The sequence below is a fragment of the Burkholderia pyrrocinia genome, from assembly GCF_022809715.1.
In the GTDB taxonomy this organism is placed as follows: domain Bacteria; phylum Pseudomonadota; class Gammaproteobacteria; order Burkholderiales; family Burkholderiaceae; genus Burkholderia; species Burkholderia pyrrocinia_C.
Window position 1 is genome coordinate 554,132 of sequence record NZ_CP094459.1, and the last position, 18,064, is coordinate 572,195.

At 66.8% G+C, this 18,064-nt stretch carries 16 protein-coding genes; 14 read left to right on the forward strand and 2 right to left on the reverse strand.

All coding sequences use genetic code 11. The annotated features are described in order from the left end of the window. Positions 1 to 24: 24 nt before the first annotated feature. From murD to lpxC, 10 genes are all read left to right on the forward strand, one after another. A complete protein-coding gene (gene murD, locus MRS60_RS02575) occupies positions 25 to 1,536 on the forward strand; it encodes a UDP-N-acetylmuramoyl-L-alanine--D-glutamate ligase (RefSeq protein WP_034182634.1) in 1,512 nt (503 codons plus the stop codon). Then, positions 1,533 to 2,816, forward strand: a complete 1,284-nt coding sequence (gene ftsW / locus MRS60_RS02580; RefSeq protein WP_034182635.1) for a putative lipid II flippase FtsW — start codon at positions 1,533 to 1,535, stop codon at positions 2,814 to 2,816. Before murD ends, ftsW begins: the two co-directional genes overlap by 4 nt. Continuing rightward, positions 2,813 to 3,916, forward strand: a complete 1,104-nt coding sequence (gene murG, locus MRS60_RS02585) for an undecaprenyldiphospho-muramoylpentapeptide beta-N-acetylglucosaminyltransferase (RefSeq protein WP_175750259.1) — start codon at positions 2,813 to 2,815, stop codon at positions 3,914 to 3,916. Before ftsW ends, murG begins: the two co-directional genes overlap by 4 nt. Further along, positions 3,913 to 5,310, forward strand: a complete 1,398-nt coding sequence (murC, locus tag MRS60_RS02590; protein WP_105389885.1) for a UDP-N-acetylmuramate--L-alanine ligase — start codon at positions 3,913 to 3,915, stop codon at positions 5,308 to 5,310. The genes murG and murC overlap by 4 nt, the downstream gene beginning before the upstream one ends. 1 nt (position 5,311) lies before the next feature. Further along, positions 5,312 to 6,253, forward strand: coding sequence for a D-alanine--D-alanine ligase (locus tag MRS60_RS02595; RefSeq protein WP_243565179.1), 942 nt, complete (start codon positions 5,312 to 5,314; stop codon positions 6,251 to 6,253). A gap of 19 nt (positions 6,254 to 6,272) precedes the next feature. Beyond that, positions 6,273 to 7,025: a cell division protein FtsQ/DivIB gene (locus MRS60_RS02600; RefSeq protein WP_034182639.1), complete on the forward strand. Its 753-nt coding sequence runs from the start codon at positions 6,273 to 6,275 to the stop codon at positions 7,023 to 7,025. Between the two features lie 26 nt (positions 7,026 to 7,051). Next, positions 7,052 to 8,284 (forward strand): cell division protein FtsA, encoded by a 1,233-nt coding sequence (gene ftsA, locus MRS60_RS02605; RefSeq protein ID WP_034182640.1) that lies wholly within the window; start codon positions 7,052 to 7,054, stop codon positions 8,282 to 8,284. A 111-nt stretch (positions 8,285 to 8,395) separates the two neighbouring features. Beyond that, positions 8,396 to 9,592, forward strand: coding sequence for a cell division protein FtsZ (ftsZ, locus tag MRS60_RS02610; RefSeq protein WP_006477012.1), 1,197 nt, complete (start codon positions 8,396 to 8,398; stop codon positions 9,590 to 9,592). 188 nt (positions 9,593 to 9,780) lie between these two features. Continuing rightward, positions 9,781 to 10,287: a peroxiredoxin gene (locus tag MRS60_RS02615; protein ID WP_217588323.1), complete on the forward strand. Its 507-nt coding sequence runs from the start codon at positions 9,781 to 9,783 to the stop codon at positions 10,285 to 10,287. Positions 10,288 to 10,527: 240 nt separating this feature from the next. Beyond that, the gene (gene lpxC / locus MRS60_RS02620) at positions 10,528 to 11,445 is read left to right on the forward strand and encodes a UDP-3-O-acyl-N-acetylglucosamine deacetylase (RefSeq protein WP_105389884.1); all 918 of its coding nucleotides are present in this window, start codon (positions 10,528 to 10,530) and stop codon (positions 11,443 to 11,445) included. Positions 11,446 to 11,518: 73 nt separating this feature from the next. Here the strand turns inward: lpxC and MRS60_RS02625 are convergent, their stop codons facing one another. After that, on the reverse strand, positions 11,519 to 11,998 hold the full coding sequence (locus MRS60_RS02625) for a DUF721 domain-containing protein (protein WP_034182644.1): 480 nt from the start codon (positions 11,996 to 11,998) through the stop codon (positions 11,519 to 11,521). A 255-nt stretch (positions 11,999 to 12,253) separates the two neighbouring features. On the opposite strand from MRS60_RS02625, the gene secA reads away from it, so the two are divergent. The 4 genes from secA to MRS60_RS02645 all read left to right on the forward strand — a co-directional run bounded on the left by secA (position 12,254) and on the right by MRS60_RS02645 (position 17,782). Continuing rightward, on the forward strand, positions 12,254 to 15,052 hold the full coding sequence (secA, locus tag MRS60_RS02630; RefSeq protein WP_105389882.1) for a preprotein translocase subunit SecA: 2,799 nt from the start codon (positions 12,254 to 12,256) through the stop codon (positions 15,050 to 15,052). Positions 15,053 to 15,196: 144 nt separating this feature from the next. Continuing rightward, the gene (gene argJ / locus MRS60_RS02635) at positions 15,197 to 16,438 is read left to right on the forward strand and encodes a bifunctional glutamate N-acetyltransferase/amino-acid acetyltransferase ArgJ (protein WP_243565180.1); all 1,242 of its coding nucleotides are present in this window, start codon (positions 15,197 to 15,199) and stop codon (positions 16,436 to 16,438) included. Positions 16,439 to 16,457: 19 nt separating this feature from the next. Beyond that, positions 16,458 to 17,327, forward strand: coding sequence for an ATP-binding protein (locus tag MRS60_RS02640; protein ID WP_034182647.1), 870 nt, complete (start codon positions 16,458 to 16,460; stop codon positions 17,325 to 17,327). After that, positions 17,324 to 17,782, forward strand: coding sequence for an NUDIX domain-containing protein (locus tag MRS60_RS02645; RefSeq protein WP_034182648.1), 459 nt, complete (start codon positions 17,324 to 17,326; stop codon positions 17,780 to 17,782). Before MRS60_RS02640 ends, MRS60_RS02645 begins: the two co-directional genes overlap by 4 nt. 60 nt (positions 17,783 to 17,842) lie before the next feature. Here the strand turns inward: MRS60_RS02645 and MRS60_RS02650 are convergent, their stop codons facing one another. Further along, positions 17,843 to 18,043, reverse strand: coding sequence for a DNA gyrase inhibitor YacG (locus tag MRS60_RS02650; protein WP_034182649.1), 201 nt, complete (start codon positions 18,041 to 18,043; stop codon positions 17,843 to 17,845). Between the last annotated feature and the right edge of the window lie 21 nt (positions 18,044 to 18,064).

An 18,064-nucleotide genomic window follows, 5' to 3' on the forward strand; every position in this document is an offset into this window, starting at 1 on the left:
AAGGTAACAAGGATGTCTGGCGAGATGTTTGGAGATCGGCAACGGCCGATGGTGCTCGTACTGGGGCTCGGGGAATCGGGTCTCGCGATCGCGCGATGGTGCGCGAGGCACGGGTGCCGGCTGCGGATTGCCGATACCCGCGAGGCACCGCCCAACCTTGCCGCGCTGCAGGCCGAAGGCATCGATGCGGAGTTCGTCGGCGGGCCGTTCGCGCCTGCGTTGCTCGACGGCGGCGTCGAGATCGTCGGGCTGAGCCCGGGCCTGTCGCCGCTCGAGCCGGCGCTCGCGGCGCTGGTCGCGGCCGCGAACGAGCGCGGGATCGCGGTGTGGGGCGAGCTGGAGTTCTTCGCGCAGGCGCTGCGCGCGCTCGGCACGAGCGGCTACCAGCCGAAGGTGCTCGCGATCACCGGCACCAACGGCAAGACGACGACGACGAGCCTCACGGGCCTGCTGTGCCAGCGCGCGGGCAAGAAGGTCGCCGTCGCAGGCAACATCAGCCCGGCGATGCTCGACCGGCTCGCGGGCGCGATCGACGAAACGGCGCTGCCCGACGTGTGGGTGCTCGAACTGTCGAGCTTCCAGCTCGAGACCGCACGCACGTTCGCGCCCGATGCGGCCGCGATCCTCAACATCACGCAGGACCACCTCGACTGGCACGGCAGCTTCGACGCGTACGCGCACGCAAAGGGCCGGATCTTCGGCGCGACGACGACGCGCGTGCTGAACCGCGACGACGCGGCCGTGATGAAGTTCGCGCCGGCAGCGGGCGTGGCCGACGCGCCGCGCACGGTCACGTTCGGCCTGAACGAGCCGACCCAGGACGGCGACTACGGGCTGTCGCGCGACAACGGCATCGCATGGCTGGTGGAAGCCGTCGATCGCGAAGCGCCGGAGGAAGCGGCGCCGACCCGCCGGCGCAAGCGCGACGCCGCGCATACGCCCGACATCGCGCAGAAGCGCCTGATGCCGGCCGACGCGCTGCGGATTCGCGGGCTGCACAACGCGGCGAATGCGCTGGCCGCGTTCGCGCTCGCGCGTGCGATCGATCTGCCGGCTGCGCCGCTGCTGCACGCGCTGCGCGAATACCGCGGCGAAGCGCATCGCGTCGAGGTGATCGCGACGATCGACGACGTGGACTACGTCGACGACAGCAAGGGCACGAACGTCGGTGCGACGGTTGCCGCGCTCGACGGGCTCGCGCAGAAGATCGTGCTGATCGCCGGCGGCGACGGCAAGGGGCAGGATTTCGCGCCGCTGGTCGCGCCGGTCGCGCGCTGGTGCCGCGCGGTGATGCTGATCGGCCGCGATGCGCCGGCGATTCGCGACACGCTCGCCGAAACGGGCGTGCCGCTCGCCGATCACGCGACGCTCGAAGGTGCGGTGCATGCAGCGGCCGACCTGGCGGAGCCGGGCGATGCGGTGCTGCTGTCGCCCGCGTGCGCGAGCCTCGACATGTTCAGGAACTACGCCCATCGCGCGGACGTGTTCCGTGCGGCGGTCGACGAAATCGCCATCGACAAAGGAGCGACGCCATGAGCTGGTCCGATCGCCTCGTCTCCCGTTTCAACGACCGGCGCGATGCCGGCGGCAACGCCGCGGGCGGTCGCGTCGCGTCGGCCACGCGCGCCGCGACGGGCGGCCTCGCGAGCGTCGTCAACGGCGTGCGCCCGAGCCGCTCGCGGATGCTCGACTTCGACTACTCGCTGCTGTGGGTGGCGATCGCGCTGCTCGGGCTCGGCGTCGTGATGGTGTACTCGGCGTCGATCGCGATGCCCGATTCGCCGAAATACGCGTCGTATCACGATTACGCGTTCCTGATGCGCCACTGCGTATCGCTCGTCGTCGCGTTCATCGCGGCGGTGATCGCGTTCCGCGTGCCCGTGTCGACGTGGGACAAGTACGCGCCGCATCTCTTCCTGATCGCGCTCGTCAGCCTCGTGATCGTGCTGATCCCGCACGTCGGCAAGGGCGTGAACGGCGCGCGCCGCTGGATTCCGCTCGGCATCACGAACATGCAGCCGTCGGAAGTCATGAAGCTCGCGGTGACGATCTATGCGGCGAACTACACGGTGCGCAAGCAGGAATACATGCAGAGCTTCGCGAAGGGCTTCCTGCCGATGGCCTGCGCGGTCGGCCTCGTCGGCGCGCTGCTGCTGCTCGAGCCGGACATGGGCGCGTTCATGGTGATCGCCGCGATCGCGATGGGCGTGCTGTTCCTCGGCGGCGTGAACGGCAAGCTGTTCGGCGGCCTCGTCGCGACGGCAGTCGGTACTTTCACGATGCTCGTTTGGCTGTCGCCGTGGCGTCGCGAGCGGATCTTCGCGTATCTCGATCCGTGGGACGAGCGCTACGCGCAGGGCAAGGCCTACCAGCTCACGCACTCGCTGATCGCATTCGGCCGCGGCGAGTGGTTCGGCGTCGGCCTCGGCGGCAGCGTCGAGAAGCTGAACTACCTGCCCGAAGCGCATACCGACTTCATCCTCGCGGTGATCGGCGAGGAGCTCGGTTTCATCGGCGTGATGGTCGTGATCCTGCTGTTCTACTGGATCGTGCGCCGCGCGTTCGAGATCGGCCGCCAGGCGCTCGCACTCGACCGCACGTTCGCCGGGCTGACGGCGAAGGGCATCGGCATCTGGTTCGGCGCGCAGACGTTCATTAACATGGGCGTGAACCTCGGGCTGCTGCCGACCAAGGGCCTGACGCTGCCGCTGGTGAGCTACGGCGGGTCCGGCATTCTGCTGAACTGCGTCGCGCTCGCGGTGCTGCTGCGGGTCGACTACGAAAACCGGGTGTTGATGCGCGGAGGGAAGGTATGACCTCCTCGCGACGCACGCTGATGGTGATGGCAGGCGGCACCGGGGGCCACGTGTTCCCGGGGCTCGCGGTTGCGCACCGGATGGAAGCGGCGGGCTGGCGCGTCGTGTGGCTCGGCAATCCGGCCGGGATGGAAGCGACGCTCGTGCCGAAGCACGGCATTCCGATGGAGTACGTGCGGTTCGGCGGGCTGCGCGGCAAGGGCTTGAAGACCAAGCTGACGCTGCCGTTCAACCTGCTGCGCGCGTGCTGGCAGAGCCTTGGCGCGCTGCGCCGCGTGCGGCCGGACGTCGTGCTCGGGATGGGCGGCTACATCACGTTCCCGGCGGGCGTGATGACCGCGCTGTCGGGGCGTCCGCTCGTGCTGCACGAACAGAATTCGATCGCGGGCCTGACGAACAAGGTGCTCGCGAAATTCGCGAAACGCGTGCTCGTCGCGTTCCCCGGCGCACTGCCGCACGCGGAATGGACCGGCAACCCGATTCGCACGGAACTTGCGCGCACGGAAGCGCCCAAAGCACGCTATGCCTCGCGCAGCGGCCCGCTGAACGTGCTGGTCGTCGGCGGCAGCCTCGGCGCGGCTGCGCTGAACGAAGTCGTGCCGCGCGCGCTCGCGCTGCTGGCGCCGGGCGAACACCCGCGCATCGTGCACCAGGCCGGCGCGAAGCATATCGACGCGCTGAAGGCGAATTATGAAGCGGCCGGTTTCACGGCCGGCGATGACGTGCGGCTCGTGCCGTTCATCGATGACATGGCGGCCGCGTATGCGGCGGCGGATCTCGTGATCTGCCGCTCGGGCGCGATGACGGTGTCGGAGATCGCGGCGGTGGGCGTGGCGGCGCTGTTCGTGCCGTTCCCTTACGCGGTCGACGATCACCAGACGACCAACGCCGCGTTCCTCGCCGATGCGGGCGGGGCGGTGCTGGTGCAACAACGCGACCTGTCGGCGGATTTGCTCGCCGACTGGCTGCGCGGCCAGACGCGGGCGTCGCTCGCGGACATGGCGGAGCGTTCGCGCTCATTGGCGAAGCCCGAGGCCACCGATGAAGTCGCGCGCGTTTGCGCGAAGGTGGCCGGCGCGAACCTGGAAATATTGCAATGAAACATATCGTCAAACACATTCATTTCGTCGGGATCGGCGGCGCGGGCATGAGCGGCATCGCCGAAGTGCTCGTCAACCTCGGCTACGAGGTCAGCGGCTCGGACCTGTCGCGCAACGCGGTGACCGATCGTCTCCAGGCGCTCGGCGCGCGGATCGCGATCGGCCACGACGCGGCGAACATCGAGGGCGCGAACGCGGTCGTCGTGTCGACGGCCGTGCGTTCGGACAACCCGGAAGTGCTGGCCGCACGCCACCAGCGCGTGCCGATCGTGCAGCGCGCGGTGATGCTCGCCGAACTGATGCGCCTGAAGCAGGGGATCGCGATCGCCGGCACGCATGGCAAGACCACGACGACGAGCCTCGTCGCGAGCGTGCTCGCGGCCGGCGGCCTCGATCCGACCTTCGTGATCGGCGGACGGCTGATCAGCGCCGGCGCGAACGCGCGGCTCGGCACGGGCGACTTCATCGTCGCCGAGGCCGACGAGTCGGACGCGTCGTTCCTGAACCTGTATCCGGTGATCGAAGTCATCACGAACATCGACGCCGACCACATGGACACCTACGGCCACGATTTCGCGCGGCTCAAGCAGGCGTTCATCGAATTCACGCAGCGCCTGCCGTTCTACGGCAGCGCGGTCGTGTGCGTCGACGATCCGAACGTGCGGCAGATCATCCCGTTCATCTCGAAGCCGGTCGTGCGCTACGGCCTGTCGCCGGACGCGCAGGTGCGCGCGGAAGACATCGATGCGCGCGACGGCCGGATGTATTTCACGGTGATCCGCGAAGGGCGCGCACCGCTCGCGGTCGTGCTGAACATGCCGGGCCTGCACAACGTGCAGAACGCGCTCGCGGCGATCGCGATCGCGACCGACCTCGGCGTGGCGGACGACGCGATCCAGCAGGCGCTGGCGGAATTCAACGGCGTCGGCCGGCGCTTCCAGCGTTACGGCGAAGTGCCGACCGCGGACGGCGGCCAGTACACGCTGATCGACGATTACGGCCATCACCCGGTCGAGATGGCCGCGACGATCGCGGCCGCGCGCGGCGCGTTTCCGGGCCGCCGCCTCGTGCTGGCGTTCCAGCCGCATCGCTACACGCGCACGCGCGACTGCTTCGACGATTTCGTCAACGTGCTGTCGACGGTCGATGCGCTGGTGTTGACGGAAGTCTACGCGGCCGGCGAGGCCATGATTTCAACGGCCAACGGCGACGCGCTGTCGCGCGAGCTGCGTGCGGTGGGGAAGGTTGACCCGGTGTTCGTCGCGACGGTCGACGACGTGCCGGACGCATTGGCGAAGGTCGCGCAGAACGGCGACGTGGTGATCACGATGGGCGCGGGTTCGATCGGCGGCGTGCCGGCGAAGCTCGTGCAGAACACACAACAGAAGGCATGACATGAGCGGGATCGATCCGAAACGTTTCGGCAAGGTGGCGGTGTTGTTCGGCGGCGAATCCGCCGAGCGCGAGGTGTCGCTCACCTCGGGCCGCCTCGTGCTGCAGGGCCTGCGTGACGCGGGCGTCGATGCGCATCCGTTCGACCCGGCCGAGCAGCCGCTGTCGGCGCTGAAGGACGAAGGCTTCGTGCGCGCGTTCAACGCGCTGCACGGCGGCTACGGCGAGAACGGCCAGATCCAGGGCGCGCTCGATTTCTACGGGATCCGCTACACGGGCAGCGGCGTGCTCGGGTCGGCGCTCGGTCTCGACAAGTTCCGCACGAAGCTCGTGTGGCAGCAGACGGGCGTGCCGACGCCGCCGTTCGAGACGGTGATGCGCGGCGACGATCTCGCGGCGCGCGCGCCGGAAATCGTCGCGAAGCTCGGCCTGCCGCTGTTCGTGAAGCCGGCGAGCGAAGGCTCGAGCGTCGCGGTGCTGAAGGTGAAGACGGCCGACGCGCTGCCGGCCGCGCTGCAGGAAGCCGCGACGCACGACAAGATCGTGATCGTCGAGAAGAGCATCGAGGGCGGTGGCGAATACACCGCGTGCATCGCCGGCGATCTCGACCTGCCGCTGATCAAGATCGTGCCGGCGGGCGAGTTCTACGACTACCACGCGAAGTACGTCGCCGACGATACGCAGTACCTGATCCCGTGCGGCCTGCCGGCCGAACAGGAAGCGGAGCTGAAGCGCATCGCGCGCCGCGCGTTCGACGTGCTCGGCTGCACCGACTGGGGCCGCGCGGATTTCATGCTCGACGCGGCCGGCAATGCGTATTTCCTGGAAGTGAACACGGCCCCCGGGATGACCGACCATTCGCTGCCGCCGAAGGCTGCGCGCGCGGTCGGCATCAGCTATTCGGAGCTGGTCGTGAAGGTGCTGTCGCTCACGCTCAACGACTGACGCAGGAACGAAACGACGTATGTGGAACAACGTTCGCCAACTTAACCTTGCCGCCAGCGCGCTGTACGCGCTGCTGCTGCTCGTGTTGGCGGCGGCCGGCTGCTACTGGCTGATCCAGCGCCCGACGTTCGCGCTGCGGGAAATCCGGATCGACGGCGACACCGAGCACATCAACTCGCCGACGGTGCGCGCGGGCGTGGTCGGCCGGCTGAAGGGCAATTTCTTCACGGTCGATCTCGATACGGCGCGCGCCGCGTTCGAGCAGATGCCATGGGTGCGGCACGCGAGCGTGCGCCGGGTGTGGCCGAATGCGCTGGCTGTCACGCTCGAGGAGTACAAACCGCTCGGGACCTGGGGCAGCGACCAGCTGGTGAGCGTCGACGGCGAGCTGTTCACCGCGAACCAGGGCGAACTGGACAAGGAGCTGCCGGCGTTCGACGGCCCGGAGGGCAGTGCGAAGGAAGTCGTCACGCGGTATCGCGACTTCGGGAAATGGTTTGCGCCGCTGAAGGCGGCGCCGGAAGAAGTGACGCTGTCGGCGCGGTACGCGTGGACGGTGAAGCTGTCGAACGGCATGCAGGTCGAGCTTGGCAAGGAACGCAACAGCGACACGCTGCATGACCGGAGCCAGCGCCTTGTCGCGGCCTGGCCGGCCGTCACGGAGCGTTGGGGCAACGACATCGAGTACGCGGACCTGCGCTATCCGAACGGATTCGCGATTCGCGCGGCAGGCATGCGGTTCCTGACCGATACCGACAAGCGCAAGAAGTAACGAGAGATCACACGCAAGAGCACTTTATGAGCAAAGACTACAAGGATCTGCTGGTTTCCCTCGACATCGGCACGTCGAAGGTGGTGGCCATCGTCGCCGAGCTGAAAGGCGAGGGTCACTACGAGGTGATCGGCCTCGGCCAGAGCGAGTCGAAGGGTCTGAAGAAAGGTGTGGTGGTCAACATCGAGGCCACCGTGCAGTCGATCCAGCGCGCGCTCGAGGAAGCCGAGCTGATGGCCGACTGCAAGATCACCAACGTGTTCACGGGGATCGCGGGCAGCCACATCCGCAGCTTCAACTCGAGCGGGATGGTCGCGATCAAGGACAAGGAAGTCACGCAGACCGACGTCGCGCGTGTGATCGAGACCGCGAAGGCGATCAACATCCCGACCGACCAGCAGGTGCTGCACATCCTCACGCAGGAATTCATCATCGACGGCCAGGAAGACGTGCGCGAGCCGATCGGGATGAGCGGCATCCGCCTCGAGGTGAAGGTGCACATCGTGACGGGCGCGGTGAGCGCCGCGCAGAACATCGTCAAGTGCGTGCGCCGCTGCGGGCTGGAAGTGAACGACCTGATCCTGCAGCCGCTCGCGTCGTCGCTGGCCGTGCTGACGGAAGACGAGAAGGATCTCGGCGTGGTGCTGGTCGACGTCGGCGGCGGCACGACGGACATCGCGATCTTCGCCGAAGGCGCGATCCGCCACACCGCGGTGATTCCGATCGCCGGTGACCAGATCACGAGCGACATCGCGATGGCGCTGCGCACGCCGACGCCGGATGCGGAAGACATCAAGGTCGGCTACGGGATCGCGAAGCAGGCGCTCGCCGATCCGGACGAGATGGTCGAAGTGCCGGGCCTCGGCGAACGCGGCCCGCGCACGCTGTCGCGCCAGGCGCTCGCGGCCGTGATCGAGCCGCGCGTCGAGGAACTGTTCTCGCTCGTGCAGCAGGTCGTGCGCGAGTCGGGTTACGAAGAACTGCTGAGCTCCGGCGTGGTCATTACCGGCGGTGCCGCGATGATGCCGGGCATGGTCGAGCTCGGCGAAGACATTTTCCTGAAACCGGTGCGCATCGGCGCGCCGGAGTATGCAGGCGGCCTCTCCGACGTCGTGCGCAATCCGCGCTACTCGACGGCGATGGGGCTGCTCGTCGAAGGCAGTGCTCAGCGCATGCGCGGCCGCAAGGTCGCCGTGCAGTCCGGCAACGCGGGGCAGGTTTTCTCGCGGATGAAGGAATGGTTCCTGAGCAATTTCTGACGAACCGAATCGAAATTCGCGCTGGTGCCGGCGGCTGGCGCGCGACAGGGGGTTGCCCGATCTCCTGCCGAATAACGGCCGATTAGCAGTCATTCTCTTGACGGAGGCAACATGGAATTCGAAATGCTGGAAACCGAGACCAACGGCACCATCATCAAGGTGGTCGGCGTTGGCGGCGCTGGCGGCAATGCCGTCCAGCACATGATCAACCGCGGCGTGCAGGGCGTCGACTTCATCGTGATGAACACGGACGCCCAGGCGCTGTCGCGTTCGCGTGCATCGTCGGTGATCCAGCTTGGCAACACGGGCCTCGGCGCCGGTGCGAAGCCGGAAATGGGCCGTGCGGCAGCGGAAGAAGCGCGCGAGCGCATTGCCGACGCACTGCGCGGCGCGCACATGGTGTTCATTACGGCCGGCATGGGCGGCGGTACGGGCACGGGCGCGGCACCGGTGGTCGCGCAGATCGCGAAAGAGATGGGCATCCTGACGGTCGGTGTCGTCAGCAAGCCGTTCGAGTTCGAAGGCGGCAAGCGGATGCGCGTCGCCGAAGCAGGTTCGCAGCAACTGGAGGATCACGTCGACTCGCTGATCGTCGTGCTGAACGACAAGCTGTTCGACGTGATGGGCGACGACGCCGAGATGGACAAGTGCTTCCAGTGCGCGGACGACGTGTTGAACAACGCGGTCGCAGGCATCGCCGAAATCATCAACGTCGACGGCCTCGTGAACGTCGACTTCGAAGACGTGAAGACGGTGATGGGCGAGCAGGGCAAGGCGATGATGGGCACGGCGACGGTCGCCGGTGTCGATCGCGCACGCCTCGCGGCGGAACAGGCCGTGGCGAGCCCGCTGCTCGAAGGCGTCGATCTGTCGGGCGCGCGCGGCGTGCTGGTCAACATCACGTCGAGCCGTTCGCTGCGCCTGTCGGAAACGCGCGAAGTGATGAACACGATCAAGAGCTACGCGGCGGAAGATGCCACGGTGATCTTCGGTGCGGTGTACGACGACGCAATGGGCGATGCGTTGCGCGTGACGGTCGTGGCAACGGGTCTGGGCCGTGCGGCGAAGAAGCAGCAGTCGGCTCCGATGACGCTGCTGCGCACGGGTACGGACAACCAGCCGGTCAGCGCGGTGTCGCATGGCTATGCGCAACCGCATCACGTCAGCACGGCCGACTACGGCGCGCTCGATACGCCGGCGGTGTGGCGCAACTCGCGCGAAACCGCGGCATCGCACGTGCAGGCGCTGCAGGAGAAGGGTGTCGACACCTACGACATCCCGGCTTTCCTGCGCAAGCAGGCTGACTGACGCAAACACAGGCGAAGCCGCGGCGGATTCGCCGCGGTATCGCCGGCGTGACGGATGCTGCGGACCACGACAGGCCGCGTCGGATGCGACGCCGGGCCGGGAAGCGTGCCCTCTTCGCTTCGGCGGGGCGGGATGGGCCGTGCTGTCCGCAACACGCCGAAAAACCGTATCGCTATGAGGGACCAGCCATGATTCAAGTGGGCGACGCGCTGCCCGACGTGCAGTTGTTCGAGTTCATCGACGACGCGCGCGAAGGGTGCACGCTGGGGCCGAATGCCTTCAGCGTGCGCGACCAGGTTGCGGGAAAGCGGGTGGTGATCTTCGGATTGCCGGGCGCTTTCACGCCGACCTGCTCGGCGCAGCATGTACCGGGCTACGTCGAACACGCCGAGCAACTGCGCTCGGCGGGTATCGACGAGATCTGGTGCGTGTCCGTCAACGACGCATTCGTGATGGGCGCATGGGGACGTGATCTGCACACCGCGGGCAAGGTGCGCATGATGGCGGACGGCAGCGCGGCTTTCACTCATGCGCTGGGGCTGACGCAGGATTTGTCCGCGCGTGGCATGGGAATTCGTTCCCTGCGCTATGCGATGGTGATTGACGGCGGTGTGGTCAAGACGCTGGCCGTCGAGGCGCCGGGCAAATTCGAAGTGAGCGATGCGGCGAGTGTTCTCGCGACGTTGACGTCCTGATCGTGCGGTGCGCCGTTGCCTGCCGGCAACGCTGCTCACCAGCCTCAGGACGGTTGTAACACGGGCTGATGACCGGAAACGCCTCCGTTCCGGGCATCGGCCCGTCCCGTATCGGCGCGGGTAAACTGCCGAAACAGGTTGATACGCAGTTTCAAACAGCGTTGAATAGGGAATTACGCTATAATCTCATCTATCGAATATAACTCCTGATTGATATCTTCAATCAAGACGAAGAACACCATGCTGAAGCAGCGCACCATCAAATCGATCGTGAAGACCGTGGGTATCGGTCTGCACTCGGGCCGCAAGGTCGAACTGACGCTCCGTCCGGCGGCGCCCGGCACGGGCATCGTCTTCTCGCGCGTCGACCTGCCCACGCCCGTCGATATTCCCGCATCGGCCATGTCGATCGGCGACACGCGGCTCGCGTCGGTGCTGCAGAAGGATGGCGCGCGCGTGTCGACCGTCGAGCACCTGATGTCGGCGTGCGCGGGGCTCGGCATCGACAACCTGTATGTCGACGTGACGGCCGAGGAAATCCCGATCATGGACGGCAGTGCCGCGTCCTTCGTGTTCCTGATCCAGTCCGCCGGCATCGAGGAGCAGAACGCGCCGAAGCGGTTCATCAAGGTGACGAAGCCGGTTGAAATCCGCGACGGCGACAAGTTCGCGCGTCTCGATCCGTTTTTCGGCTTCAAGCTGAAATTCACGATCGACTTCCGTCACCCGGCCGTCGACAAGACCGGCCAGGAACTCGAGGTCGATTTCGCGAACACGTCGTACGTGCGCGAGATCGCGCGCGCGCGCACGTTCGGGTTCGCCCATGAAGTCGAAATGATGCGCGAGCTCGGCCTGGCGCGCGGCGGCAGCATGGACAATGCGATCGTGCTCGACGAGTACCGGATCCTGAACAACGACGGGCTGCGCTACGACGACGAGTTCGTGAAGCACAAGATGCTCGACGCGATCGGCGACCTGTACGTGGTCGGCCATCCGCTGCTGGCGTCGTACACCGCGTACAAGTCGGGGCACGGGCTGAACAACGCGCTGCTGCGCGAACTGCTCGCGCACGAAGACGCATACGAGATCGTCACGTTCGACGATCCGCAGGCCGCGCCGAGCGGCTTCGCGTTCGACGCGCAGACTGCGTTCGCCTGACCGGCGTTCGGCACCAGCAAAAAAACGGCCTGCGGGCCGTTTTTTTATTGGCAGGCCGCCGCCGGCGGCGCGCTCAGCGTGGCGATTTCGCGCCGTGCCGTGCCGCCATCCTTGCGAGCGCGGCCTGCAGCGGCGACGGTTCGAGGTGGTCGGCGAGGTCGCGCAATGCGGCGGCACCGACCGAGGTCATCCGCGCCTGCTTCACGTGCGGCGGCTCGGGCGCGTCCTTCGGACGCACGCGCACGCGCAGCGTCGCGACGGGCCAGCCGCGCTTCTGGAGATCGCCGAGCAGCCGCGGCTCGACCTGCCGCAGCCGCGCGGCCAGCGCATTGTGAGCGGCAAAGAGGGTCAGGGTGCCGTCCTTGACGAACCCCGGTTCGACATGATTCGCAAGATAGTCGGGCAGGAGCGCGGACAGATCGCGCTGCAGCGACGCGATCTGCTCGACGCCGGCGCGCAGCGCAGTGAACGCGTCGGTGCGGCCGAGCACTTCGGACACGGGTTGCGGGCGATGCGCGGCGAGCGGGCCGAAACGCTTGGAAAATCGGTTCATCGAGGCATTCTTCGGGCGCGCACGCGCGCGGACGTTGACGCCGATTGTACCCGCGCCGGCCCGTGCACGGGCGGCTTTCGCCCCGTCCGCCCGGCCTCGGCGCGCAATGCCCGTCCGGCCGAGACGCGGGCGCACGCGTCCTCGCGTGCTAAAATTCACCGTTTGAGTCCACTAATTCGCTAAGCCGCCGAGGCTCGGGCGTCGGGGCGTGCAATACGCGCCGGACGCCGGTGCTGCGACGCAGGATCCGATCCGATGACAACCGGTTTTCTCCAGAAAATTTTTGGCAGCCGCAACCAGCGGCTCGTCAAGCAATACCAAAAGACCGTCACGACGATCAATGCGCTCGAAACGCAGATCGAGAAGCTGACGGACGACCAGTTGCGCGGCAAGACGGATGAATTCCGCCAGCGGGTCGCGGCCGGCGAGTCGCTCGACAAACTGCTGCCCGAAGCGTTCGCGGTCTGCCGCGAGGCAAGCCGTCGCGTGCTGAAGATGCGGCACTTCGACGTGCAGTTGATCGGCGGCATGGTGCTCCACTACGGCAAGATCGCGGAAATGCGCACCGGCGAAGGCAAGACGCTCGTCGCGACGCTGCCCGTGTACCTGAATGCGCTGGCCGGGCGCGGCGTGCACGTCGTGACCGTCAACGACTACCTCGCGCAGCGCGACGCCGAATGGATGGCGCGCCTCTACAACTTCCTCGGTCTGTCGGTCGGCATCAACCTGTCCGGCATGGAGCACGACCAGAAGCAGCAGGCCTACGCGGCGGACATCACGTACGGCACGAACAACGAGTTCGGCTTCGACTACCTGCGCGACAACATGGTCTACGAGACCGACGCGCGCGTGCAGCGGGCACTGAATTTCGCGGTCGTCGACGAAGTGGACTCGATCCTGATCGACGAGGCGCGCACGCCGCTGATCATCTCGGGCCAGGCCGAGGATCACACCGAACTGTACGTGCGGATGAACGCGCTGCCGCCGCTGCTCGAGCGCCAGATCGGCGAGGAGAAGGCCGACGGCACGGGCGTCGAGAAGCCGGGCGACTACACGCTCGACGAGAAGTCGCGCCAGGTGTTCCTGACGGAATCGGGCCACGAAAAGGCCGAGCGGCTGCTCGCCGAATGGGGCCTGATCGGCGATGGCGAGAGCCTGTACGCGCCGCAGAACATCACGCTGATGCACCACGTGTACGCGGCGTTGCGCGCCCACACGCTGTTCTACAAGGACCAGCACTACGTCGTGCAGAACGGCGAAGTGGTCATCGTCGACGAATTCACGGGCCGCCTGATGGCCGGCCGCCGCTGGTCCGACGGCCTGCACCAGGCCGTCGAGGCGAAGGAACACGTGAAGATCCAGAGCGAGAACCAGACGCTCGCATCGATCACGTTCCAGAACTACTTCCGGATGTACGCGAAGCTCGCGGGCATGACGGGTACCGCGGATACCGAAGCGTACGAATTCAACGAGATCTACGGTCTCGAGACGGTCGTGATCCCGACCAACCGTCCGCCGAAGCGGATCGACAAGCAGGACCAGATCTACAAGACGGCCAAGGAGCGCTACGACGCGGTGATCCGCGACATTCGCGACTGCTACGAGCGCGGCCAGCCGGTGCTGGTCGGCACGACGTCGATCGAGAACTCCGAGCTGCTGTCGCACCTGCTGAAGCAGGCCGGGCTGCCGCACGAAGTGCTGAACGCGAAGCAGCACGAGCGTGAAGCCGCGATCGTCGCGGAAGCCGGGCGTCCGAAGCGCGTCACGATCGCGACCAACATGGCCGGTCGAGGCACCGACATCGTGCTCGGCGGCAACGCCGAGAAGCAGGCCGCGTTCATCGAGGCCGACGAAGCGATCCCGGCCGACGAAAAGGCGCGCCGCATCCAGCAGTTGCACGACGAGTGGGAAACGCTGCACGAGCAGGTGAAGGCCGCGGGCGGCCTGCACATCATCGGCACCGAGCGCCACGAATCGCGCCGGATCGACAACCAGCTGCGCGGCCGTGCGGGCCGCCAGGGCGATCCGGGCTCGTCGCGCTTCTACCTGTCGCTCGACGATCCGCTGCTGCGCATCTTCGCGGGCGATCGCGTGCGCTCGATCATGGATCGCCTGAAGATGCCGGAAGGCGAGGCGATCGAGGCCGGCATCGTCACGCGTTCGATCGAATCCGCGCAGCGCAAGGTCGAAGCGCGCAACTTCGACATCCGCAAGCAGCTGCTCGAATACGACGACGTGTCGAACGACCAGCGCAAGGTCATCTACCAGCAGCGCAACGAACTGCTCGAAGCACACGACATCACCGAGACGATCACCGCGATGCGCCACGGCGTGATTACCGAAGTCGTCCGCCAGTTCGTGCCGGAAGGCAGCATCGAGGAGCAGTGGGACGTGCCCGAACTCGAGGAAGCGCTGCGCAACGACTGGCAGCTCGACCTCGCGATCCAGGAAATGGTGAACGAGTCGACGTCGATCACGGCCGAGGAGATTCTCGACGCCGTGACGACGGCCGCCGACGAGCAGTACGACGCAAAGGTCGCGATGGTCGGCCGCGAATCGTTCAGCGCGTTCGAGCGTTCGGTGATGCTGCAGACGGTCGACCGCCTGTGGCGCGAACACCTTGCGGCGCTCGATCACCTGCGCCAGGGCATCCACCTGCGCGGTTATGCGCAGAAGAACCCGAAGCAGGAATACAAGCGCGAAGCGTTCGAGCTGTTCGCCGCGATGCTCGACGCGATCAAGCAGGAAGTCACGCGGATCGTGATGAACGTGCAGATCCAGTCGCCGGAGCAGCTCGAGGAAGCGGCCGAGCAGATCGAGGAGCGCAGCGGCCATCTCGAGAACGTCGAGTACCAGCACGCCGAGTTCGCTGAAGCCGCCGCACCGGTGGCCGGCGGGGCAGCCGTTGCGGCTGCTGCTGCGACGGCCGACATGGTCGGCAGCGCAATGGCCCACAGCGGCCCCGGCGGCGAGCAGCCGAAGGTCGGCCGCAACGATCCGTGCCCGTGCGGCAGCGGCAAGAAGTACAAGCACTGTCACGGGAAGCTGTCATGATCGACGGCGGCGCGCGTCACGCGCGCCGCTTCGTTCGCAGCTTCGAGTGAGTGATGTGAGTTGCGGCGGCCCGCGCGTGCGGCCGCCGGTTCTTCCAATCGATGCCGGCGTGTGCCGGCATTTTCCATCCGGCAGGTGTGCCCCATGGCTGTCAATTTTCCGTCGATCGATCCCGCCCAACTGCATCCCATCGCCGGCGTCACGCTCGGTTGGGCGGAAGCGAACATCCGCAAGCCGAATCGCAAGGACGTGCTGGTCATCTCCGTCGACGAAGGGGCGACGGTCGCGGGCGTGTTCACCGAAAACCGTTTCTGCGCCGCGCCGGTCACCGTCTGCCGCGAGCATCTGGCGAAGGTGCGCGCGGGCGGCGCGGGCATTCGCGCGCTCGTCGTGAATACGGGCAATGCGAATGCCGGCACCGGCGAGCCGGGCCTCGTGAACACCCGCGAGACCTGCACGGAACTCGCGCGCCTCGCGGGCATCGAGCCGGCGCAGGTGCTGCCGTTCTCGACCGGCGTGATCCTCGAGCCGCTGCCGATCGACCGCCTGAAGGCCGGCCTGCCGGCCGCGCTCGCGAACCGCAAGGCCGCGAACTGGTTTGACGCCGCGCAGGCGATCATGACGACCGACACGCTGCCGAAGGCAACGTCGCGCCAGGTCGCGATCGATGGCCATACGGTTACGCTGACGGGCATCAGCAAGGGCGCCGGCATGATCAAGCCGAACATGGCGACGATGCTCGGCTTCCTCGCGTTCGACGCGAACGTCGCGCAGCCGGTGCTCGACACGCTCGTGAAGGAAGTCGCCGACCGCTCGTTCAACTGCATCACGATCGACGGCGACACGTCGACGAACGACTCGTTCATCCTGATCGCGTCGGGCAAGAGCACGCTGCCTGCAATCACGTCGACCGATTCGCCGGCCTATGCAGCGCTGCGCGATGCGGTGACGGAAGTCGCGCAGGTGCTGTCGCAACTGATCGTGCGCGACGGCGAAGGCGCGACGAAATTCATGACGGTGCAGGTCGAAGGCGGCAAGAGCGTCGCCGAATGCCGCCAGATCGCGTACGCGATCGGCCATTCGCCGCTCGTGAAGACGGCCTTCTACGCATCCGACCCCAACCTCGGCCGGATTCTCGCGGCGATCGGCTATGCGGGCGTCGCGGATCTCGACGTCGGCAAGATCGACCTCTATCTCGACGACGTGCTCGTCGCGAAGGCCGGCGGCCGCAATCCGGCCTACCAGGAAGAGGACGGCCAGCGCGTGATGAAGCAGAGCGAAATCACGATCCGCGTGCTGCTCGGCCGCGGCGACGCGCAGGCCACCGTGTGGACGTGCGACCTGTCGCACGATTACGTGAGCATCAACGCGGATTACCGCTCCTGACCGGGAGTGTTCGAACGACATGGACAAGCTTGAACAGTTTCTGACGCGCGCGGAAGCGCTGCTCGGCCGGCTCGAGGGGATGCTGCCGCCCACGCCGGCGGCCATCGACTGGAACGCCGCGCACGCGTTCCGCTGGCGCAAGCGCCAGGGGCGCGGCTACCTGCAGCCGGTGCCGGCCGTATCGTCGATCACGCTCGGCGACCTGTACAACATCGATCGCCAGAAAGGGCTGATCGAGCAGAACACGCGGCAGTTCGTGCAGCAGAAGCCGGCCAACAACGTGCTGCTGACCGGCGCGCGCGGCACCGGCAAGTCGTCGCTGATCAAGGCGTGCCTGAACGCGTATGCGAAGGACGGGCTGCGCCTGATCGAAGTCGACAAGGACGATCTGCACGATCTCGGCGACATCGTCGACCTGATCTCGCAGCGTCCCGAGCGGTTCATCGTGTTTTGCGACGACCTGTCGTTCGAGGAAGGCGAATCGGGTTACAAGGCGCTGAAGGTCGCACTCGACGGCTCGATCGCCGCGCAGTCGGACAACGTGCTGATCTACGCGACGTCGAACCGCCGCCATCTGCTGCCCGAGTACATGAGCGACAACGAGTCGTACAAGCATCTCCCGGATGGCGAGATTCATCCCGGCGAAGTCGTCGAGGAGAAGATCTCGCTGTCGGAGCGCTTCGGCCTGTGGGTCAGCTTCTATCCGTTCAAGCAGGACGACTACCTCGGCATCGTCGCGCACTGGCTGCGTCATTTCGGCTGCGCGGATGCGGAGATCGAGTCCGCGCGCGGCGACGCGCTCGTATGGGCGCTCGAGCGCGGTTCGCGGTCGGGGCGCGTCGCGTGGCAATTCGCGCGCGACTGGTCGGGTCGCAAGGAGCAGGCATGAGCACGGATTTCGCACAGGGCGCCGTGCGCGCGCCGGATGGCCGCAAGGTGACGGAAGTCGCGGTTGGGGTGATGGTGCAGCCGGATGGCCCGGTCGGCCGCTGCCGTTACCTGCTCGCGCAGCGGCTGCAGGGCAAGCCGTATGAAGGCTACTGGGAGTTTCCGGGCGGCAAGCTGGAGGCCGGCGAGAGCGTCGAGGACGCGCTGGCGCGCGAACTGCACGAGGAACTCGGCATCGTCGTCACGGCGAGCCATCGCTGGCACACGCTCGAACACGATTATCCGCACGCGTACGTGCGGCTTTATTTCTGCAAGGTGACGGGCTGGACCGGCGAGCCGCACAGCAAGGAAGGGCAGGCGTTCGTGTGGCAGCAACTGCCGGTCGACGTCGCGCCGCTGCTGCCGGCGGCGCTGCCGGTGCTCGAACTGCTCGAGAAGGAAGCGGCGTCGCAATGATGCCGCGGCGGCCTGCCTGAAAGGCGGGCCATATCGCCGGCGGGCGGTGCCGCGCGCCGCTCAGCTGTCGCGGCGGTCGTCCGTGCCGTCTTCTTCCGACGAAGGGCCTTCGTCGGACGTACCGCCGATCCGGTACTTTTCCGCAGCCCAGGCGCCGAGGTCGAGCTGCTTGCAGCGAGCCGAACAGAACGGGCGGAACTGATTTTCAGGGATCCAGCGCACTTCGGCGCCGCACGACGGGCATTTCACAACGGTAGTCATACGAAAGCGTCGATCCGGCAC